At 68.8% G+C, this 19,735-nt stretch carries 17 protein-coding genes; 9 read left to right on the top strand and 8 right to left on the bottom strand.

What is annotated here, in order from left to right; genetic code table 11:
- Nucleotides 1-124: 124 nt before the first annotated feature.
- Nucleotides 125-2,038: a methyl-accepting chemotaxis protein gene (locus B1A74_RS14555; protein ID WP_077243943.1), complete on the top strand. Its 1,914-nt coding sequence runs from the start codon at nt 125-127 to the stop codon at nt 2,036-2,038.
- A 15-nt stretch (nt 2,039-2,053) separates the two neighbouring features.
- Here the strand turns inward: B1A74_RS14555 and B1A74_RS04945 are convergent, their stop codons facing one another.
- The 7 genes from B1A74_RS04945 to egtC all read right to left on the bottom strand — a co-directional run bounded on the left by B1A74_RS04945 (nt 2,054) and on the right by egtC (nt 7,689).
- The gene (locus tag B1A74_RS04945) at nt 2,054-2,407 is read right to left on the bottom strand and encodes an ArsC family reductase (RefSeq protein ID WP_018945603.1); all 354 of its coding nucleotides are present in this window, start codon (nt 2,405-2,407) and stop codon (nt 2,054-2,056) included.
- Nucleotides 2,400-3,221: a 2,3,4,5-tetrahydropyridine-2,6-dicarboxylate N-succinyltransferase gene (gene dapD, locus B1A74_RS04940; RefSeq protein ID WP_018945604.1), complete on the bottom strand. Its 822-nt coding sequence runs from the start codon at nt 3,219-3,221 to the stop codon at nt 2,400-2,402. Before dapD ends, B1A74_RS04945 begins: the two co-directional genes overlap by 8 nt.
- 68 nt (nt 3,222-3,289) lie before the next feature.
- Nucleotides 3,290-4,486, bottom strand: coding sequence for a succinyldiaminopimelate transaminase (dapC, locus tag B1A74_RS04935; protein ID WP_077243942.1), 1,197 nt, complete (start codon nt 4,484-4,486; stop codon nt 3,290-3,292).
- Nucleotides 4,487-4,583: 97 nt separating this feature from the next.
- Nucleotides 4,584-4,904 carry a rhodanese-like domain-containing protein gene (locus B1A74_RS04930; RefSeq protein WP_024329357.1) on the bottom strand — a complete coding sequence of 107 codons (321 nt, stop codon included), beginning with the start codon at nt 4,902-4,904 and terminating at the stop codon, nt 4,584-4,586.
- 24 nt (nt 4,905-4,928) lie between these two features.
- Nucleotides 4,929-5,675 (bottom strand): SIMPL domain-containing protein, encoded by a 747-nt coding sequence (locus B1A74_RS04925; protein WP_077243941.1) that lies wholly within the window; start codon nt 5,673-5,675, stop codon nt 4,929-4,931.
- 34 nt (nt 5,676-5,709) lie between these two features.
- The gene (locus tag B1A74_RS04920; RefSeq protein WP_077243940.1) at nt 5,710-6,891 is read right to left on the bottom strand and encodes an SUMF1/EgtB/PvdO family nonheme iron enzyme; all 1,182 of its coding nucleotides are present in this window, start codon (nt 6,889-6,891) and stop codon (nt 5,710-5,712) included.
- Between the two features lie 15 nt (nt 6,892-6,906).
- Complete coding sequence (egtC, locus tag B1A74_RS04915; RefSeq protein WP_077243939.1) at nt 6,907-7,689, bottom strand: ergothioneine biosynthesis protein EgtC; 783 nt, start codon at nt 7,687-7,689, stop codon at nt 6,907-6,909.
- 115 nt (nt 7,690-7,804) lie between these two features.
- Between egtC and egtD the strand changes: the two genes are divergently transcribed.
- Genes egtD through B1A74_RS04900 form a run of 3 tightly spaced genes read left to right on the top strand, consistent with a single transcriptional unit; the run spans nt 7,805 to nt 10,864 of the window.
- Nucleotides 7,805-8,833, top strand: coding sequence for an L-histidine N(alpha)-methyltransferase (gene egtD, locus B1A74_RS04910; RefSeq protein ID WP_077243938.1), 1,029 nt, complete (start codon nt 7,805-7,807; stop codon nt 8,831-8,833).
- 4 nt (nt 8,834-8,837) lie between these two features.
- Nucleotides 8,838-9,341 (top strand): SixA phosphatase family protein, encoded by a 504-nt coding sequence (locus B1A74_RS04905; RefSeq protein ID WP_018945611.1) that lies wholly within the window; start codon nt 8,838-8,840, stop codon nt 9,339-9,341.
- Nucleotides 9,342-9,343: 2 nt separating this feature from the next.
- A complete protein-coding gene (locus tag B1A74_RS04900; RefSeq protein WP_077243937.1) occupies nt 9,344-10,864 on the top strand; it encodes a Ppx/GppA phosphatase family protein in 1,521 nt (506 codons plus the stop codon).
- Nucleotides 10,865-10,897: 33 nt separating this feature from the next.
- Here the strand turns inward: B1A74_RS04900 and ppk1 are convergent, their stop codons facing one another.
- A complete protein-coding gene (ppk1, locus tag B1A74_RS04895; protein WP_077243966.1) occupies nt 10,898-12,970 on the bottom strand; it encodes a polyphosphate kinase 1 in 2,073 nt (690 codons plus the stop codon).
- A gap of 231 nt (nt 12,971-13,201) precedes the next feature.
- Between ppk1 and B1A74_RS04890 the strand changes: the two genes are divergently transcribed.
- The 5 genes from B1A74_RS04890 to B1A74_RS04870 all read left to right on the top strand — a co-directional run bounded on the left by B1A74_RS04890 (nt 13,202) and on the right by B1A74_RS04870 (nt 19,593).
- Nucleotides 13,202-13,783 carry a superoxide dismutase gene (locus tag B1A74_RS04890; RefSeq protein WP_018945614.1) on the top strand — a complete coding sequence of 194 codons (582 nt, stop codon included), beginning with the start codon at nt 13,202-13,204 and terminating at the stop codon, nt 13,781-13,783.
- Between the two features lie 111 nt (nt 13,784-13,894).
- Nucleotides 13,895-15,091, top strand: a complete 1,197-nt coding sequence (locus B1A74_RS04885) for an acetylornithine transaminase (protein WP_024329361.1) — start codon at nt 13,895-13,897, stop codon at nt 15,089-15,091.
- Nucleotides 15,088-16,002, top strand: a complete 915-nt coding sequence (argF, locus tag B1A74_RS04880; protein WP_024329362.1) for an ornithine carbamoyltransferase — start codon at nt 15,088-15,090, stop codon at nt 16,000-16,002. The genes B1A74_RS04885 and argF overlap by 4 nt, the downstream gene beginning before the upstream one ends.
- A 3-nt stretch (nt 16,003-16,005) precedes the next feature.
- Nucleotides 16,006-17,556, top strand: a complete 1,551-nt coding sequence (locus B1A74_RS04875; protein ID WP_077243936.1) for an SLC13 family permease — start codon at nt 16,006-16,008, stop codon at nt 17,554-17,556.
- Between the two features lie 126 nt (nt 17,557-17,682).
- Nucleotides 17,683-19,593: a methyl-accepting chemotaxis protein gene (locus tag B1A74_RS04870; protein WP_077243935.1), complete on the top strand. Its 1,911-nt coding sequence runs from the start codon at nt 17,683-17,685 to the stop codon at nt 19,591-19,593.
- Nucleotides 19,594-19,735: the final 142 nt, after the last annotated feature.

The following is a 19,735-nucleotide window of genomic DNA, read 5'->3' as shown; positions in this document are numbered from 1 at the left end:
AGCGTCTTCCGTCCGCTCCCGAAGAAATGTGAAGTAGTACACGAAACGCACCTCCCGGGGTGCGTTTTTTCGTGGGGCTCAAGGCGGCTGGAGATTGGCCGTCAAAGGGATCAGGAACCGGAGGATGACGATGAAGATACAGGGCCTGCGCCTCAAACTGATCCTGCTGGTGATCGCGGTCAGCACCATCCCGCTGTCCATCATGGGCGGGGTGACCTTCCACAGCATGAAGGGTCAGCTGAACGCCAGCCTGGAACAGACGCTGATCAACGTCGGCGAGCAGGTGCAGGCGGCAGTCGACCGGCGCGTGGTGGAACACGGTCAGGCTCTGCGCAGCGTGGCCCGGGCCGAGCTCGCCGATCCGCGGGATGCGGAAACGGCGCTGGAAGGGTTGCGTGCCGAGTACGAAGGGTTCCGCTGGGCCGGCCTGCTGGATGACGCCGCGGAAGTCGTGGCGGAGTCGGGGCGCATGGCCGAACGCGCCGGCGCGGGCCCGGGCGCCACCCGAGAAGGCAAGGTGCGCGCGGCGCAGGCCGGTGACCGCCTGCTGGATGTCGACGTCGGGGCGGACTCCGCCGACGGGCGCTTCATCACCTATCTGGAACCCCTGGATGACGGCCGGGTCCTGGCGGCACAGCTGCCGATGGACGCCGTCAAGTCGGTGTCTGACCGTGTGGCGATCGGAGAGACCGGTCGCGCCACACTGTTCAACGGCGACGGACGGCTGATCGGGCACCGGAACATGGACCGGTTCGGGTACGACATGAGCGAATACACCATCATGCAGGCCCCGCTGCGCCATCGCGAAGGGGACCCGGGCGGCGAATTCCTCAGCGGCGACGGTGACCGCAAATGGGGTCTGACCCGGATGCTCCCGGAAATGGCGCAGGAGTATGACGTCCACTGGGGCCTGATCGTCGACCAGACCCTGGGTGAGCTGTATGCCCCCGTGAACATGCTGTGGTGGCTGTTGTGGGGGCTCTGGGTGGTGGCCTTCCTGGTCGCCCTGGCCATTGGCTGGATCTACGCCGGGGTGCTGACCCGGCCGCTGGAGCGTCTGGCTACTGGCCTGGAAGCGGTGGGCAGCGGCTCGGCGGATCTGGGGTATCGCGTGGATATCGCCACGCGCGACGAGATCGGCCGCACCGGCAGTGCGTTCAACCAGGTGATGGAACGGCTGTCGGGACTGATAGGCCAGGTCGCGGACGCGGCCGACGGCATCGCCGCCTCGGCGCGTCAGCTGGAAGGGCGCAGTGCGGAACTCAGCCGGGCGACCGGCGAGCAGCGCAGTGACGTGGAGCAGGTGGTGACGGCGATGAACGAGATGTCGGCCACCGTGCAGGAGGTTGCGAACAATACCCAGAGCACCGCGGAGCAGGCCGATCAGGCGACTCAGGCGGTGCATGGGGGGCGCGACGTGGTGTCCGCCACGCAGGAGACCATCAATGCCCTGGCCGGGGAGATTAACCGCTCGCGCGACGTGATCGACGAGCTCAAGGGCGACAGCGACAACATCGGTACGATCCTGCAGGTGATCGAGGAGATCGCCGACAAGACCAACCTGCTGGCGCTGAACGCGGCCATCGAGGCGGCACGTGCCGGGGAGGCCGGACGCGGCTTCGCGGTGGTGGCGGACGAGGTCCGGCACCTGGCGCAGCGCACCAACGACTCCACCGGGGAGATCCGCGGGATCATCGAGCGGCTGCAGGGCGCGGCCGGCCGTGCGGTGGAGGCCATGGATGCCAGTCAGCAGCAGGCCGAATCCAGCGTTGGCAAGGCGGACGAGGCCCGCAGTTCACTGGACGCCATCGACCAGTCGGTCAGCACCATCGACGACATGACCCGGCAGGTGGCCAGCGCCACCGAGCAGCAGAGCCAGGTCGCCGAGGAGATCAACCGCAACGTGCACCATATCAACGATCTGGCGGCCCAGAGTGCCGACGGCGCGACCGATATGCAGCAGGCGGTGGAGGCCCTGGAGGGCCTCGCCCGACAGCTGCAGCAGGAGGTCGCCGGCTACCGCAAGTCCGGCGACTGAGGCGAACCCGGGCGCTTACTCGGCGCCCAGGGCCCGGGCGTTCTCCGGGCCCCAGCCCAGCCGCACGCGGCCGGCGTGTTCGATCACCGGACGGCGGATCAGGGTCGGCTTCTCCAGCATCAGGGCCAGTGCGCTGTCCTCGTCGAGGGCCTCGCGCTGTTCCTTCGGCAGCTGGCGCCAGGTTGCGCCGCGGCGGTTGATCAGGGCCTCCCAGCCCAGCTCCATCGCCCATTCCCGCAGGCGTTCGGCATCCAGCCCGTCCTTGCGGAAATCCACGAAGCGATATTCCACGCCGGCCGCTTCCAGCGCCCGGCGTGCCCGCCGCACGGTGTCGCAGTTGGCGATGCCGTGGAGGACGACCTCAGACATCGCGCAGCAGTTCGTTGATGCCGACCTTGGCCTTCGTCTGCTCGTCGACGCGCTTGACGATGACCGCGCAGTACAGCGAGTACTTCCCGTTCTCTGCCGGCAGGGTTCCGGGCACGACCACCGCGCCGGCGGGCACGCGGCCACGGATGATCTCGTCGTTCTCGCGGTCGTAGATGCGGGTCGACTGGCCGAGGTAGACGCCCATGGAGATCACTGCGCCTTCCTCGACGATCATGCCTTCGACTACCTCGGAGCGTGCGCCGATGAAGCAGTTGTCCTCGATGATGGTCGGGTTCGCCTGCAGTGGCTCCAGCACGCCGCCGATGCCGACGCCACCCGACAGGTGCACGTTCTTGCCGATCTGCGCGCAGGAGCCGACCGTGGCCCAGGTATCGACCATGGTGCCTTCGTCCACGTAGGCGCCGATGTTGACGTAGGAAGGCATCAGCACCACGTTGGGGCCGATGTAGCTGCCGTGGCGGGCGGTGGCCGGCGGCACCACGCGTACGCCGCCTTCACGGAAGTCGCGGCTGGAGGTGTCGGCGTACTTGGAGGCGACCTTGTCGTAGTAGTTGGTGAAGCCGCCCTTGATGAACTCGTTCTCCGAGATACGGAAGGACAGCAGCACGGCCTTCTTCAGCCATTCGTTGACCACCCACTCGCCGCCGTTCTTCTCGGCGACGCGGGCGCGGCCGCTGTCGAGCATGTCCAGCGCCTCGTTCACGGCGTCGCGCACGCTGGTCTCGACGTTGCGCGGGCTGATCTCGGTGCGGCGCTCGAAGGCGGTTTCGATGGTGTTCTGCAGGTCCGACATGGTGACGTTTCCTTGTGGTCGATCGTAGGACGGAAAAATGGTGGTGCGAAAAAGGGGCCGTGACGGGCTCAGCGATACAGCGCGACGATGCGCTCGGCGGCCTCGACACAGGCCTCGGGTTCGGCAACCAGCGCCATGCGCACATGGCCGGCGCCGGGGTTGTAGCCGCTGTCGGCGTGGCTGCGGCCGAGATAGCGCCCGGGCAGCACGGTGACCCCGGCCTCGGCATACAGCCGGCGGGCGAAGGCCTCGTCGTCGCCGTCCGGCACCCGCGGCCACAGGTAGAACCCGGCTTCCGGCGTGCTGACCTCCATCACCTCCTGGAGCTTTGGCACCACCCGGGCGAACTTCTCGGCGTAGAGGTCGCGATTGGCCTCGACGTGGGCCTCGTCCGCCCAGGCCGCGCGGCTGACCGCCTGGGTCGGGGTCGGCAGGGTGCAGCCGTGATAGGTGCGGTACAGCGCGAAGCGTTCGAGGATCCCGGCATCGCCCGCCACGAAGCCCGAGCGCAGCCCCGGCAGGTTGGAGCGCTTGGACAGGCTGTGGAACGCGATGCAGCGCCGGAAGGTGTCGTTGCCCATGCGCGCGGCGGCGCCCAGCAGTCCCGGCGGCGGATGCCCGCGCGGATGGTAGATCTCGGAATAGCACTCGTCGGCGGCGATCACGAAGTCGTGGCGCTCGGCCAGCTCGATCAGGGTCTGCAGCTGGTCCTCGGGGATCACCGTGCCTGCGGGATTGCCGGGGTTGCAGACATACACCAGCTGCACCGATTTCCACAGCGATTCCGGTACCTGCGAGAAGTCGGGAAGGCAGCCGCGCTCGGAATCCAGGTCGTAGAACGCCGGTTCGGCCCCGGCCAGCAGGGCCGCGCCCTCGTAGATCTGGTAGAACGGGTTGGGCATCAGCACACGGGCCCCGGCGCGTGGATCGACCACCGCCTGGGCGATGGCGAACAGCGCCTCGCGGGTGCCCGCCACCGGCAGGATCTGGCGCTCCGGGTCGATCCCGTCGGGCAGGGTGAAGCGCTGCTGCAGCCACAGGGCGATGGTCTCGCGCAGGGCCGGGGCGCCGCGCGTGGTCGGGTAGTGGTTGTAACCGCTGACCGCCGCTTGCAGCGTGGGCTCGACGAAGTCCGGCAGCGGGTGCCGCGGTTCGCCGATGGACAGCGCGATCGGATCCACGCCCCCGGGCAGCTCCAGATCGGCGAACAGCGCCCGCAGGCGTTCGAACGGATAGGGCTGGAGCCGGTCGAGGTCAGGATTCATCGCTTGCTCGCAGTGGGCCGGAAAACCGGTCAGTATACGGAATGAGGCCGGCAGGTCCCAGTATTCCCCGCACCGGCCGGGGCCGGGTCGGGCGGGATCAGTAGACGGGCATGTTCACGTCCACCTCGCGGGCCCAGGCGTCCACGCCGCCGCGCAGGTTGATGACGTGCGGGAAGCCGGCCCGTTGGAGAAATCCCGCCACCTGCTGGCTGCGCACGCCATGGTGGCAGATGACGACGATCTCGGCCTGCGGATCCAGTTCGTCCCGGTGCGACGGGATCTGGCCCATCGGCAGCAGGCGTGAGCCCTCGATATGGCAGTGCGCGAACTCCCAGGGTTCACGCACGTCCAGCAGCAGCGGCGGCGGGTCCGCCGTGGCGAGGTAGTCGTTCAGTTCCGGCGCGGTCATCTGGCGCATGCGGTCTCCGCTGTCGTGCCCGGCTTATCGGGGTGTCACGCGCAGGGTGTCCGCTCCCAGGGCCTGCATGCGACCGTCCACACGGATGGTCAGGGTGCTCTCGCCGGCTTCCAGGGCAGGGGCGCTGGCAACTCCTTCGGAGCGTGCCATCATCGGCTGCGGTCCGTGACTGCGCTGGCGGGTCAGTTCCATCTCCAGCGGCCGCAGATGCGAGGCGCCGATGCTGCGCGCCATCGCGCGGGCCTGATCCGTCAGGTCCTCCACCGCGTCGTCGATCATCTCGCGGCGTGCTTCTCGTTCGCGCTCGGCGGACACGCCGAAACGGATGCCGCTGACGGTGAGCTCGTGTTCCTGCTGCAGCTCGCCGACGCGCTCGGTGAGGCTGTCGAAGTCGCCGCCGCGCAGTTCCAGACTCTGGCGGACCTGCCAGGCGGTGATCCGGCTGCGGTCATTGCGGTCCTGGATCGCGCGGGTGCTGTAGTCGAGGGTCCGGGTGTCGATGTGTTCGAATGCCTCGAGGTGCGCCAGGGCACCCTCCATTCGCTGGTTGACCTCGGCGGCGGCATCACGCGCTTCGGGCGCGCGGGCCTCGGCCACGAGGGTAGCGATCATGCGGTCGTTCTCGACCTGACGCTCGGCGGTGCCGGAGAGCTTGAACACCGTGGCCCCGTCGCCGCCCGCGGCGGCCGGCGTGGCGGTGGCGGCCCCGGCCAGGATCAGGCCGCAGAGCAGGGTGGTGATACGGGTCGGGACAGAGGTCGGGGCAGGCATGGCGGTTCCTTCTCGGACATTGATCAGTGTTTCCCTAGCGGTCGCGCACCAGGCGCAGTCCGGCGAACACGTGGCGCTTCTCCGGGGTGAAGAAATTGCGCAGGCTGGGCCGGCACAGGATCGGATCGCTCCATTCGCAGCCGCCGCGCAGGACCCGGTGTTCCCCGTCGAACCACGGCACCGAGAACCCTTCATAAGGATAGGCCCGGAATCCCGGATAGGGAAAGAACGCGTTGTCGCACCATTCCCAGACCTGGCCGGTGGCCTGCAACGCACCTTCCCGCGCGGCGCGTTCCCATTCATGTTCGTGCGGCAGGCGGGCGCCGGCCCAGCGGGCGTGGGCGCGCGCGGCGAACCAGCACAGGCCCATCGCCGGGGCATCCGGGTCCAGCGGGGCCTCGCCATCCGGACGGGTCTGCCACCAGTGCCCATCCCCTGCCCGCCACCATCCCAGCGGGCCGCGGGTACCCGATTGCCGGAGCCACTCCAGGCCGGCGCGATCCCAGAACTCGGGGCGCCGGTAGCCGCCCTGTTCGATGAACGCCGCATGATCGGCGTTGCTGACCGGGCGGGCGGCGATCTCGAAGGGTCCGGTGGTGGTTTCGTGGACGCCGCGTTCGTTGTCGAAGGCGTCGACGCCGGCGTAGCCGACGGTGTGGCGGGCGGCGTCGAACGGGATCCAGTCCCGGTCAGGCACCGGGGTGCCCTTGTCCGCGCCCGGCCGCGGCGGGGCGGGCGCCTGTCCGGGTTGCGCGCCGTGCAGCCGGGCGAACCAGCGAACCTGTTCCAGGGTTTCCAGATGCATTGCATGGTGCTGGGCAAGGAAGCCCGCGAGATAGTCGCCGACCATCAGCGGATGGTCCTGGATCGCGGGGTCCGCCAGCCATTCGCGGTGCAGGGTCTGGCGCTCGTTGCCCCAGGCCCGCAGCCGGTCCCGCGGGGGCAGGCGGCCGCCCCGGCGCCATTTGGGACTCAGTTCGGGGAAGTACAGGTCGTGCCAGTCGCGCTGCGCCTCGGGCGGTTGCTGCGGCAGGCGCTCGCCCAGCCAGACCGCCTCGATGAAATGGCAGTGGGCGTAGTGCCAGTCGACCGGGCTCAGATCGCGATGGTACTGATTGCGGCCCGCGGCGGGTGGGGTGCCGTCGAGGGCGTCGTTCAGGCGCGCATGCTGGGTGGCCAGGCAGTCACGCAGATTGAGGGGCGGGTTCGCGGACATGTCGGCAAGAGCACGTTACAGGGCCAGAAGTTCCGGCGGGCTCTCGGGCTCCACGCACAGCAGATGATGCGGCGGCACCGCCCGCCAGGCCTCGCGGTCGGTCAGGGGTTCCGAGGCGATCACCACGCTGCCGTCGGGGAACGCCTCGTCGTCGGTGGTGTAGTAAAGGCTGGGCGAGTCGGCATTCACCGCGTGGCGACTGGCCACGATGCGCCGACCGTCGCCGATGATCACGTTGAGCAGGGCGTGTTCGTCCCCCAGCCATTCGGCCACCAGCGAGAAGGCCTCGCCCAGTGCGCCTTCCAGGGTGGTTTCCGGGTCGTCGGCCAGCAGCTGGCGGATCAGGGCGAACAGGTATTCGGAATCCGTGGTTCCCTGGATGCCCTCCTCGATCGCCGGTTCCAGGCGCTGCTGGATGCAGCGGCGGATGCGCGGGAGGAAGCCCCGGATCAGGCCGTTATGGCTGTACAGCAGCCCGTCGCGCGCGAACGGCTGGGCATTGGCGGTGTCGCCGCCGAAGCCGGGCGTCGCGCTGCGGATGGCCGCCACCCACTGGGGCTGGTGCAGGTGTCCGGCGAGGGTCTGCAGGTTGGGGTCCTGCCAGATGGGGTCGGCGCGGCGATAGTTCAGCGGTTCGCCGCGCTCGTCGAACCAGCCGAAGCCGAAGCCGTCGGCGTTCACCCGGGCGTAGACCAGTTCCTGCGGTCCGATGGCCTGCTCGGTCAGCGAATGCGGCGGATCCATCAGCAGGGCCCGCAGGGGCAGGGGAGGACCGAGATAGGCGAGGTGGCGGCACATGGGAGTCGGCGGTTCGGGGTGGTTCGGAGAAAGTCCCGGCGAAGCACTCCGGTGCTGGGAGCCGTCGCGGTTTTCATGCTAGCGTGCCGGAAAACCCAGGACGACGGAACCCCCGATGGCCGCATCTCCCGCCGAGCGCATTCCCGAGCGCTATTCCCGCCGCACCGTCGAGGTTCGCGACGCGCACGCCGAACTGCTCGCCGACTTCCGCGCCGGGATGCTGGAACCCCCGCGCAGCCTGCCACCCAAGTATTTCTACGATGCCCGCGGCTCGGCGCTGTTCGACACCATCTGCGATACCCCGGAATACTATCCCACCCGTCTGGAGGCCTCGCTGCTGGAGCGCAACGCCGAGGCGATCATTACGGCTGCCGGGGCATCCACGCTGGTGGAGCTGGGCAGCGGCACCTCGCGCAAGACCGAGTACCTGCTGGCGCCACTGGAACGCGCGGCCGGCGAGCAGGCGCATTACGTCGCCAACGACGTGTGTCCGGAGATCCTCGACGAGGCCGGTGCGCGGCTGGTGGAGCGCTTCCCGCAGCTGAGCATCCGGGCGCTGGCGGGTGATTACATCGCCGCCCTGGAGGCCCTGACCGACGATCAGGCGGAGAGCGGTCACGGCGAGGCCCGGCTGTTCACCTTTCTCGGCAGCAGCCTCGGGAACTTCGAGGATGCCGAGGCGATCGCGCTGCTGCAGGCGATCCGCCGGACCATGGGGCCGGATGACCACCTGCTGCTGGGTCTGGATCGGGTCAAGCCGGTGGACGTAATGGAGGCGGCCTATGACGATTCGGCGGGGGTCACCGCCGCCTTCAATCTGAACCTGCTGTCGGTGCTCAACCGCGAGCTGGGGGCCGATTTCGACGAGCGCGGTTTCGTACATCGCGCCCCGTTCAATCACGGGGGTTCGCGTATCGAGATGCACCTGGTGGCGCAGGCCCCGCAGCAGGTGCGGGTGGACACGTTCGACACCACCCTGGAACTGACCGCGGGCGAAGTGATCCGCACCGAGATCTCGCGCAAGTTCGACGCGACGATGATCGACCGGCTGCTGGCGGGCAGCGGTCTGCTGCGGGATCGCGAGTGGCTGGCCGGCGATGGCTGGTATTCGCTGCTGATGCTGCGCCCGGACCCGGAGGCCTGATCCCGTGAAACGGCCCGATCTGGTATTGCTGCGCCACGCCCAGTCCGAGGATCCGTCGGCATTCGACGGCCCCGACCGCGATCGTCCCCTGACCCGTGAAGGCGAAGCGAGCGCGGCGGCAATGGCCCGTGCACTGGTGCCGCTGCTGGCGGAGCCGGCGCGGGTCTGGGTCAGCCCCTGGCACCGCGCGGCGCAGACGGCCGCGCCGCTGGCGCGGGCGCTGGCCTGCGAGGCGGAAACCGTGGACTGCCTGCGGCCGGGGCAGCTGGTGGGCCCCGAGCTGCAGGAGCGGCTGCAGAAGGAGAAGAACGGCGGCAGTATCGTGCTGGTCGGGCACGAGCCGGATCTGTCGCGCCTCGCCGGCCGCCTTCTGGGGCTGTCCGGCGGCGCGGCGCCGGTGGCCATGGGCAAGGGCGATGCCTGCGGCCTGGGCGGCCATCTGCCCGGCCCGCTGCACCTGGTCTGGCACCTGCCGCGCGGGGTGCTGGAGCGCCTCGGCGGGGCCTGACCATGACGAACGAGGGACAGGCCGGCCAGCCCGGGCAGGTCGAGACCGTCGCGGCGGTGGACCTGGGTTCCAACAGCTTTCACATGATCGTGGCGCGGCGTCAGGGCAGCGAGGTCCTGATGCAGGACCGGCTGAAGGACATGGTGCGGCTCGCCAGCGGGCTGGATGCCCGTGGCGGGCTGGACCCGGCGGTGGCCGAACGCGCCATCGCCTGCCTCGAACGCTTCGGCCAGCGCCTGCGCGGGCTGCCGCCCGGCAGCGTGCGCGCGGTGGGTACCAATACCCTGCGCCAGCTGCGCAACGCCGATCGCTTTCTGCAGCGCGCCGAGGCGGCGCTGGGGCACCCGGTGGAGATCATCGGCGGGCGCGAGGAGGCCCGCCTGGTCTATCTGGGCGTCGCCCATACCCTCGCGGACGAGGGGGACCGGCGTCTGGTGATCGACATCGGCGGCGGCAGCACCGAGTTCATCATCGGGGCGCGTTTCGAGACCGAGCGGGCCGAGAGCCTGGAGATGGGCTGTGTCAGCTTCACCCGCCGGTTTTTCCCGCGCGGGCGCCTGACCCGGCGTGCGTTCGAGGCCGCGGAACTGCAGGCCGGGCGCGAGCTGCAGCCGCTGGTCGGCGCCTATCGCCGGCTCGGCTGGCAACAGGCGCTGGGTTCGTCGGGGACCATCCTGGCCCTCAGCCGGATGATCGAGGGGCTGGAGCTGGACCCCGAGCCGGGGCTGACGCTGGCCTCGCTGGAGGCCCTGCGCGAGCGCATGATCCGCAAGAAACGCAGCGCGGATCTGGACGACCTCCCGGGGCTCAACGAGGATCGCCGGCCGGTGATCGCCGGCGGGCTGGCGGTCCTGATCGGGGCGTTTCGCGCGCTGGGGATCGAGCGTCTGCATCCCTCGGACGGTGCGCTGCGCGAGGGCGTGGTGCATGACCTGCTGGGTCGCATCCGCCACGCCGACGTGCGCGGACGCACCATCCATCACCTGCGTGAGCGCTTCGCGGTGGACGCGGAACAGGCGCGGCGCGTGCAGGCCACCGCCGACTGGCTGGCGGAGCAGGTGGCCGACGAGCTGGGCCTGGTGGCGGATGATCGCGATCGCCTGAGCTGGGCGGCGGAGCTGCACGAGATCGGCCTGGCGCTGTCGCACGCGAAGTACCACAAGCACGGGGAATACATCCTCGACTGGGCCGACCTGCCCGGGTTCTCGCGGCCGGAACAACAGGAACTGGCGCGCCTGGTGCGGCTGCATCGGCGCAAGCTCAAGCCCTCGCTGCTGAAGGACCCGCGTCCCGGGGACGACGAAGGGTTTCGTCACCTCGTGGTGCTGCTGCGGCTGGCAGTGCTGCTGCACCGCCCACGCACCGACGACCCGCTGCCGCTGGAAACGGTGCGCCCGCGCACGGCGGGCCTGGAACTGACCTTCGCCGACGGCTGGCTGGACGCGCACCCGCTGACCCGCGCCGATCTGGAGGCCGAGGCGGCGGAACTCAAACGGGTCGGGGTTCGCCTGGAGTTCGCCTGACCGGGATCCGGGCCCGGGCTGCGCGTCCGGGCGTTACCCGCTGGTGGTCTGGGTCCCCGAGAGGGTGTCCAGCAGCCACTGCTGCACCGACCACGGCGCTTCGCCTTCCGCCGGCGTCACGCGCTGGTAGCGACCGTCCGGCAGCAGGCGCCAGGCCGTGGCGGTATCCCGCAGATAGGCGAACAGCGACTCCTCCGCCACCCGCTCGCGCATGGCCGGATCTGTCACCGGGAACGCGACCTCGACGCGGCGGAAGAAGTTGCGTGGCATCCAGTCGGCGCTGGAGAGGTACAGCTCCGGTTCGCCGTCGTTGCCGAACCAGAACACCCGCGAGTGCTCGAGGAACCGCCCCAGCACCGAGCGCACCTCGATGTTCTCCGACAGCCCTTCCACCCCGGGACGCAGGGCGCAGATCCCGCGCACGATCAGTTCGATGCGCACGCCGGCCTGCGAGGCCTCGTATAGCGCCTCGATGATCGCCGCCTCGTTGAGCGAGTTCATGCGTGCGACGATGCGTGCCGGGCGTCCGGCGCGGGCATGTTCGGCCTCGCGGCGGATCTTCTCCAGCATCGCGTCGTGCAGCCGGAAGGGGGCCTGGATCAGGCGCCGCAGGCGCGAGACCTGGCCCAGCCCGGTCAGTTGCTGGAACACCCGGTGGACGTCCTCGGTGATCACCGGATCGGCGGTCATCAGGCCGTAGTCGGTGTACGCCTTGGCGGTGCCGGAGTGGTAGTTGCCGGTGCCCAGGTGGGCATAGCGGTTGATGCCGTTTTCGTCACGGCGCACCACCAGCGCCAGCTTGGCGTGGGTCTTGTAGCCGACCACGCCATAGGTCACGTGCACGCCTTCGTCCTGCATGCGGTTGGCCAGCTCGATGTTGGCGGCCTCGTCGAAGCGCGCCCGCAGCTCGATCACCACCGTCACTTCCTTGCCGTTGCGCGCGGCCTTGATCAGGGTCTCGACCAGTGGCGAGCGGGTGCCGGTGCGGTACAGGGTCTGCTTGATCGCCAGCACGTCCGGGTCGCTGGCGGCCTGACGCAGGAACTCCACCACCGGCATGAACGACTCGTAGGGGTGGTGCAGCAGCAGGTCGTGTTCGCGCACGCAGTGGAAGATCTGTTCGGCGCCCACGTGCGGGCGCGGCAGCGCGGGCACGAACGGCGGGAACTTGAGATCCGGGCGGTCGACCAGGTCGTGGACCGCCATCAGCCGGTTGAGGTTGACCAGGCCGGTGACCTGGTAGAGGGCCTCTTCCGTCAGGTTGAACTGCTGCAGAAGAAAACGGGCGACCTCCTCGGGGCAGTTGTCCGCGACCTCCAGACGCACGGCAGCGCCGTAGTTGCGCTGCGGCAGTTCGCCCTCCAGCGCGTTGAGCAGGTCGTCGATCTCCTCTTCCTGCACGAACAGGTCGGAGTTGCGGGTGAGCCGGAACTGGTAGCAGCCGGTGGCCTGCATGCCGCGGAACAGCTCGCCGACATGGGCGTGCAGGATGGAGGAGAGCAGCACGAAGTCGTTGTCGCCCGAGGCGACCTCCGGCGGCAGACGCACCAGACGCGGGAGCGAGCGCGGGGCCTGCACCACCGCGCGGCCGGATTCGCGGCCGAAGGCGTCCTTGCCCTGCAGGGTCACGATGAAGTTGAGGCTCTTGTTGAGGATCCGCGGGAACGGATGGGCCGGGTCCAGGCCAATGGGTGTGAGCACCGGCTGCAGCTGCTCGCGGAAGTAGTCCCGCACCCACNNGTGGGTGCGGCGCACGAAGTGGATGCCCTCGGCGGCCAGCGCCGGGATCAGTTCGTCGTTGAGGATCGCGTACTGCTCGTCCACCAGCTGGTGCGCGGCCGGGCTGATGCGGCGCAGCTGTTCCTGCGCGGACAGGCCGTCGGGGCCGGGCGCGCTGACGTTCAGTTCGACCTGCTGCAGCAGCGAACCGACGCGGACCTCGAAGAACTCGTCGAGATTGGTCGAGGAGATGCTGAGATAACGCAGGCGTTCCAGCAGAGGAAAGCCGGGTTCCCGCGCGAGTTCCAGCACCCGGCGGTTGAATTCCAGCAGCGAGAGTTCACGGTTGAGAAAACGGTCGTTGGCTTCCAAGTCGGTATCCTGCATCGGGGACGGGTACATCCGGAATCCGTCCAGTCCAGAGCGGCGATGTTACGTTGCGAAGAAAAGGTATCACGACGCCCGCACCGGCGGCCCGGCAAAGGTCGAGTGGTGTACTCGGGAATTGCATCGCCCGCCCAAGGTGACTATCGTTAGCGGGTTCGGGATCGCCCGTGAAGGGGCGGTCCCCGCGAGACATCACCACGAATAACGAACGAACGCGAAGAAGGAGGTCCCATGACCTACGAACTGCCCGATCTGCCGTACGCGAAGGACGCCCTGGAGCCCCACATCTCCGCCGAGACGCTGGAATACCACCACGACAAGCACCACGCGACCTACGTGACCAAGCTCAACGGCCTGCTGCCGGGCTCCGAGTTCGAGAATGCCTCGCTGGAGGACATCATCAGGAAGGCCCCGGCCGGCGGCATCTTCAACAACGGCGCCCAGGTCTGGAACCACACCTTCTACTTCAACTGCATGGGTCCGAATGCGGGTGGCGAGCCCTCCGGCAAGCTGGCGGACGCCATCAACAGCGCCTTCGGTTCGTTCGACGCCTTCAAGGAGAAGTTCAACGAGATGGCGGTCGGCAACTTCGGTTCCGGCTGGACCTGGCTGGTGCAGAACGGCGACGGCTCGCTGGAGATCGTCAATACCTCGAACGCCGCGAACCCGATGCGCGACGGCCAGACCCCGCTGCTGACCTGCGACGTGTGGGAGCATGCCTACTACATCGATTATCGCAATGCGCGCCCGAAGTACCTCGAGAACTTCTGGAGCGTGGTGAACTGGGACTTCGTCGCCCGGCAGATGCAGTAAGATCGGCGACGAGCCCGGCGGGTTCCCGCAAGAGGGTTCCGCGCCGGGTGTCCGACCCGCATTCCGGAAGCCGGCGGCCACCCGCCGGCTTTCGCGTTTGGAGAACGGAACATGAACGATTTCCTGCAGCAGACCTACAATCGCCTGCCGGTCGCCTTCGAGCGCGGCGAGGGTGCCTGGTTGTGGGACACCGAGGGCCGGCGCTATCTGGATGCGCTGTCGGGGATTGCGGTCTGCGGCCTGGGGCATGCGCATCCGCGGGTGGCCAGTGCGGTCTGTGATCAGGCCTCCACCCTGGTGCACACCTCCAACCTGTACCGGGTCCCGCTGCAGGAGACGCTGGCCCGGCGGCTGTGCTCGCTCGCGGGGATGGATCGCGCGTTCTTCTGCAACTCCGGCGCCGAGGCCAACGAGGCGGCGATCAAGCTGGCGCGGCTGCACGGACGGGCGAAGGGGATCGAGCGCCCGCGCGTGATCGTGATGGACGGGAGCTTCCACGGGCGCACCATGGCGACCCTGTCCGCCACCGGCAATGCGAAGATCCAGGCCGGGTTCGAGCCGCTGGTCGAGGGGTTCGAACATGTGCCCTACGGCGATGCGGACGCGGTGGCGGCACTGGCCGGACAGGAAGACATCGTGGCCATCCTGGTCGAGCCGGTGACCGGCGAGGGCGGCATCCGCATCCCCCCCGACGGCTATCTGCGCCGCCTGCGGGAGATCGCCGATGCCAGCGGCTGGCTGCTGATGCTGGACGAGATCCAGGCCGGCATCGGTCGTACCGGCCAGTGGTTCGCGTTTCAGCATGAAGGCATCACCCCGGACGTGGTGAGCCTGGCCAAGGGGCTGGGCAACGGCATTCCCATCGGGGCGAATCTGGTGGCGGGGGCGGCCCGCGACCTGTTCCGGCCGGGGATGCACGGCACCACCTTCGGCGGCGGTCCGCTGGTGTCGCGCGCGGCGCTGGCGGTGCTGGACGTGATGCAGGAGGAGGCCCTGTGCGAGCAGGCCGAACGCCAGGGGCAGGCACTGCGCCGGCAGCTGCAGGAGCGCCTGGGCCACCGGCCGGAGGTCGTGGAGATCCGCGGCCGCGGCCTGATGCTGGGGATCGAGCTGGATCGGCCGGCCGGCGAGCTGGTGGGACAGGCGCTGGAGGCCGGGCTGATCCTGAACGTGACGGCGGAGCGGGTGATCCGGTTGCTGCCGCCGCTGATCATCGACGACGAACAGGTCACGCAGATCGCGAACGGCGTGGCCGACCGGGTGGATGCGTTTCTGGCATCCGGGGCCACCAGGGAGGCTTCTGCATGAATCCGCGCCATTTTCTTTCGTTTCTCGATCTGTCCGCCGAAGAGACGCGCGCGGTGCTGCACCGCGCGATCGAGCTGAAACGCCAGCTGAAGGCGGGCGAACACCATGACGACCTGCTGCGGGGCAAGACCCTCGGAATGATCTTCGAGAAGTCGTCGACCCGCACCCGCGTGTCCTTCGAGGTGGGCATGCAGCAGCTCGGCGGCAACGCGCTGTTCCTGTCGCCGCGGGATACCCAGCTCGGGCGGGGCGAGCCGATCGAGGACACCGCACGGGTGCTTTCGCGCATGGTGGACTGCGTGATGATCCGCACCTACGAGCACGAGAAGGTGGAGCTGTTCGCGCGGCATTCCTCGGTGCCGGTGATCAACGGGCTGACCGATCTGGAGCATCCGGCGCAGCTGCTGGCGGATCTGCAGACCTTCTTCGAATACCGTGGCGACATCCGCGGCAAGCGCGTGGCGTGGATCGGCGACGGCAACAACATGTGCCACAGCTACATGTATGCCGCGCATCTGCTGGACTTCGAGCTGATGGCGGCCTGCCCCGAAGACTACGAACCCGAATCCTCCGTGCTGGAGGCGACCCGCGATCACGTGACCGTGACCCGTGATGCCGGCGAGGCGGCCGCGGGTGCGGATCTGGTCGTGACCGACGTGTGGGCGAGCATGGGCCAGGAGCAGGAGAAGAGCGCGCGGCGCCAGGCGTTTGCCGGGTTCTTCGTGGATCAGGCCCTGATGGATCGCGCGCAGCCGAATGCCCTGTTCATGCACTGCCTTCCGGCACATCGCGAGGAAGAGGTGGCCACCGACGTGCTGGAGGGCCCGCAGAGCGTGGTGTGGGACGAGGCGGAAAACCGCCTGCATGCGCAGAAGGCATTGATGGAATTCCTGGTGCGCGCGGCGGGCTGACGTATGCAGGAGACCACCGGGGAGGGGGAGCGAACGCCGCCGCAGGGCGCCGGCGGCGGTCCCGGACACGATCACGGCGGATCGTCCGCCGGAAGCGCTCTGCGGGCGCGCATCGGCCTGTTCCTCGGGCCGCTGGTCTTCGTGGCCTTCCTGCTGGTCCCGCCGCCGGAGGCCTTCTCCCCGGAGGCCTGGCGGGTCCTGGGCCTGACCCTGTTCATGGCCGTGTGGTGGATCAGCGAGGCGCTGCCCATCCCGGTCACGGCCCTGCTGCCCATCGCCCTGCTGCCACTGACCGGCGTGGTGGCGATGGACGAGGCTACCGCACCCTACGCCAATCCCACCATCTTCCTGTTCATGGGCGGTTTCGCGATCGCCCTGGCGGTGCAGCGCTGGGGCCTGCACCAGCGGCTGGCGCTGGCGATCCTGTCGCGTTCCGGCCGCGGTCTGCACACCCTGGTGGGTGCCTTCATGCTGGCCACCGCGGGGCTGTCGATGTGGGTCAGCAATACCGCCACCGCGGCCCTGATGTTGCCGATCGCGCTGTCGGTGCTGGGGCTGATGGAGCGCGACGGGGGCCAGGGCCTGCAGGGCATGGCGCCGGACAGCCGCAGTCCGGCCCTGGCGCTGCTGCTGGGCATCGCTTTCGCGGCCAACATCGGTGGCATGGCCACCATCATCGGTTCCCCGCCCAATGCGCTGACCGTCGCGTTTCTCAATGACCGCTACGAGCTCGGGATCGGTTTCATCGACTGGATGCTGCTGGGCCTGCCGTTGTCGCTGACCCTGCTGGTCATTGCCTGGTTCCTGCTGACCCGCTGGGTGTTCCCGGTGCATCGCATCCGCCTCAACGGGCTCGACCGCATGCTGCAGGAGCAGGTAGGCGATCTGGGGCCGTGGAGCCATGCGGAGTTGCGCGTGGCGGCGGTGTTCCTGGTGGTGGCGCTGGCCTGGATGTTTCGTCCCCTGCTGGAGGCGTGGCTGCCGCTGGAACTGACGGACGCCGGGATCGCGATCCTCGGGGCGGGGCTGCTGTTCCTGATCCCTTCCGGGGCCTCGGGTCAGCGGCGGCTGCTGTGCTGGGACAACACGCGGGAGCTGCCCTGGGGGGTGCTGCTGCTCGTGGGTGGCGGTCTCAGTCTCGGTTCCGCCATTGAATCCTCGGGCCTGGCGGAACTGACCGCCGAGGCGCTGATGGGCGCGCAGGCGTGGCCGCTGCTGCTGGTGATCGCGGGGGTGGTGCTGGTCACCATGACCCTCAGCCACGTGACCAGCAATACCGCTACCGCCGCCACCCTGCTGCCACTGGTGGCCGCTCTCGCGCTGCGCATGGATGTGCCGGTGGGACTGATGACCCTGCCGGTGGCGTTCGCCGCGTCGGTCGCGTTCATGTTGCCGGTGGCCACGCCGCCCAACGCCATCGTGTTTGCCTCCAATCGCCTGCGCGTGGTGGACATGATCCGCGGCGGGGCCCTGCTGTCGGTGGTCGCCATCGTGCTGGTCAGCCTCGCGGTGTATGCGCTCGCCGAGCCGTTGCTGCTGCGGCACGTGGGCTGAGTGCGTGGGGAGGCGTGTGACCCGCGCGGCTCAAGTCGGGCCGCGGCCGGCCGCTAGCGGGGGCGAGAGACTCGTAGCATGGCGCCCGTAATCCCGGGCGCGAAGAAAGCTTCAAGGGAGAGAGAGATGCTCAGGAATATCCGGATCGGAACCCGCCTGATGGGCGGCGTCACCCTCGTGGTGGTCGCGGTCGTGGTGCTCACGCTGGTGGTGGTGATGAACAGCCTCGGCAACATGGCGGACCGCGCGGAGCAACGGGAACTCAACGACCTGAGCGAACTGCTGATCCGGCAGCTCGATCAGGAGGCCGATCGCGGGACCGCGATGGCGCAGGCCGTGGCCGCCATTCCGGACGTGCAACAGGCCTTCGCCCGGCGCGACCGCGAACGGCTGCACGAGATGACGGTCCCGGGTTTTGATCATCTCTACGAGGAATACGGCGTACGTCAGTATCAGTTCCATACGCCGCCGGCGACGTCCTTCCTGCGGGCACACCGTCCGGATCGCTACGACGATGACCTCTCCGGGTTCCGCCAGACCGTGGTCGATACCAACCGCGACCGCCGGCCGATCTCCGGGCTCGAGGAAGGGGTGGCCGGCCTGGGCATCCGCGGCATCGTCCCGGTCTCCCACGAGGGTGAACATATCGGGTCGCTGGAATTCGGCATGGCCTTCGACGATGCCTTCTTCGAGGACTTCACGGCGGATACGGAAGCCCCGGTGGCCCTCTACCTGCAGCGCGACGGGACCTTCGAGGCCTTCGGCAGCACCATCAACGGCGACTCCACCTTCAACCGTGAGGAAATGGAGCGGATTGCCGGCGGTGAGGAACTGGTGCGCCGGACCGAGCACGACGGCCGCCCGATGGCGGTGGTCGGGCGTCCGGTGGAGGATTTCTCCGGCGAGCCGGTGGGCGTGCTGGAGCTGATGGTCGATCGCAGCGATTACGTGGCGATGGCCCGCAATGCCACGGCCACCGTGGTGGGCGTGGGCGTGGTCGCCATCGGTCTTGGCCTCCTGCTGGCCTGGCTGCTGTCGCGCAGTATCGTGCGGCCGCTGCGCGATACGGTCGAGCGTCTGGACGACATCGCGTCCGGCGACGGGGACCTGACGCGCCGGCTGGAGGCCGACGGCAACAACGAGCTGGGGGATCTGGCGGCGGCGTTCAACCGTTTTGTGGGCAAGATCCACGAGCTGGTGAAGGAAGTTGCCGCCGGCGGCGACCAGGTGGCGGCCGCAGCCAACGAGCTGTCCGCGACCAGCGAGCAGACCAACGAACAGGTCGGCCGCCAGCAGTCCGAGATCGACCAGGTGGCCACGGCCATGAACGAGATGACCGCGACCGTGGCCGAGGTCGCCCGCAACGCCACCGAGGCGGCGGAAGCCGCACAGAGCACGGACAAGGATGCGACCCACGGTCGGGAGCTGGTGGAACAGACCGTCAGTGCGATCAACACCCTGTCGACCCAGGTGGAGAACACCGCGCAGGTGATCGAGCGGCTGTCGACCGATGCCGAGGAGATCAACAAGGTGCTGGAGGTGATCGGGGACATCGCCGATCAGACCAACCTGCTGGCGCTGAACGCGGCCATCGAGGCGGCGCGGGCCGGCGAGCAGGGCCGCGGCTTTGCGGTCGTGGCCGACGAAGTGCGGACTCTGGCGAGCCGGACCCAGGATTCGACCCAGGAGATCCAGGGGATGATCGAGCGGGTGCAGAACGGCACGCGCGACGCGGTGAAGGCCATGGAGGACGGACGCCGGCAGGCGCATTCCAGCGTGGAACAGGTGAACGATGCGGGGCAGTCGCTGCAGTCGATCACGCAGTCCATCAGCAGCATCTCGGACATGAACACGCAGATCGCCAGCGCGGCCGAAGAGCAGTCCTCGGTGGCCGAGGAGATCAACCGCAACGTCTCCAACATCACCCAGGTGCTGGACGAGACCGTGGCCGGATCGCAGCAGATCGCCAACGCCTCGGAGGAGCTGTCGAAGCTGGCCTCGGCGCAGCAGGAGCGCACCGGGCGCTTCCGTGTCTGACCGTGGGTCCCGCCGGCCGGGGTGTTGTGCCCCGTGCCGGAAGGTGGCTTTCCGCGACGGCGGCCGATTCGGATCAAGGTTTCCGGACGGCCGCCGTTAGTATGTGAGGGTATGCTGATTTGGCCATCCGGCCGGGCAGGGC

The organism is Thioalkalivibrio halophilus (assembly GCF_001995255.1).
Taxonomy (GTDB): Bacteria; Pseudomonadota; Gammaproteobacteria; order Ectothiorhodospirales; family Ectothiorhodospiraceae; genus Thioalkalivibrio; species Thioalkalivibrio halophilus.
The sequence above is the reverse complement of the archived record's forward strand: the minus strand, read 5'-3'. Positions and strand labels throughout refer to the sequence as shown.

Coding starts and splice junctions, on each gene's coding strand:
- B1A74_RS04890 (WP_018945614.1), top strand. CDS start 13,202: ATGACCTACGAACTGCCCGATCTGCCGTACGCGAAGGACGCCCTGGAG.
- B1A74_RS04925 (WP_077243941.1), bottom strand. CDS start 5,675: ATGCCTGCCCCGACCTCTGTCCCGACCCGTATCACCACCCTGCTCTGC.
- B1A74_RS04875 (WP_077243936.1), top strand. CDS start 16,006: ATGCAGGAGACCACCGGGGAGGGGGAGCGAACGCCGCCGCAGGGCGCC.
- B1A74_RS04930 (WP_024329357.1), bottom strand. CDS start 4,904: ATGCGCCAGATGACCGCGCCGGAACTGAACGACTACCTCGCCACGGCG.
- egtC (WP_077243939.1), bottom strand. CDS start 7,689: ATGTGCCGCCACCTCGCCTATCTCGGTCCTCCCCTGCCCCTGCGGGCC.
- B1A74_RS04945 (WP_018945603.1), bottom strand. CDS start 2,407: ATGTCTGAGGTCGTCCTCCACGGCATCGCCAACTGCGACACCGTGCGG.
- B1A74_RS04870 (WP_077243935.1), top strand. CDS start 17,683: ATGCTCAGGAATATCCGGATCGGAACCCGCCTGATGGGCGGCGTCACC.
- B1A74_RS04900 (WP_077243937.1), top strand. CDS start 9,344: ATGACGAACGAGGGACAGGCCGGCCAGCCCGGGCAGGTCGAGACCGTC.
- B1A74_RS04920 (WP_077243940.1), bottom strand. CDS start 6,891: ATGTCCGCGAACCCGCCCCTCAATCTGCGTGACTGCCTGGCCACCCAG.
- B1A74_RS04885 (WP_024329361.1), top strand. CDS start 13,895: ATGAACGATTTCCTGCAGCAGACCTACAATCGCCTGCCGGTCGCCTTC.
- argF (WP_024329362.1), top strand. CDS start 15,088: ATGAATCCGCGCCATTTTCTTTCGTTTCTCGATCTGTCCGCCGAAGAG.
- dapC (WP_077243942.1), bottom strand. CDS start 4,486: ATGAATCCTGACCTCGACCGGCTCCAGCCCTATCCGTTCGAACGCCTG.
- egtD (WP_077243938.1), top strand. CDS start 7,805: ATGGCCGCATCTCCCGCCGAGCGCATTCCCGAGCGCTATTCCCGCCGC.
- B1A74_RS14555 (WP_077243943.1), top strand. CDS start 125: ATGACGATGAAGATACAGGGCCTGCGCCTCAAACTGATCCTGCTGGTG.
- dapD (WP_018945604.1), bottom strand. CDS start 3,221: ATGTCGGACCTGCAGAACACCATCGAAACCGCCTTCGAGCGCCGCACC.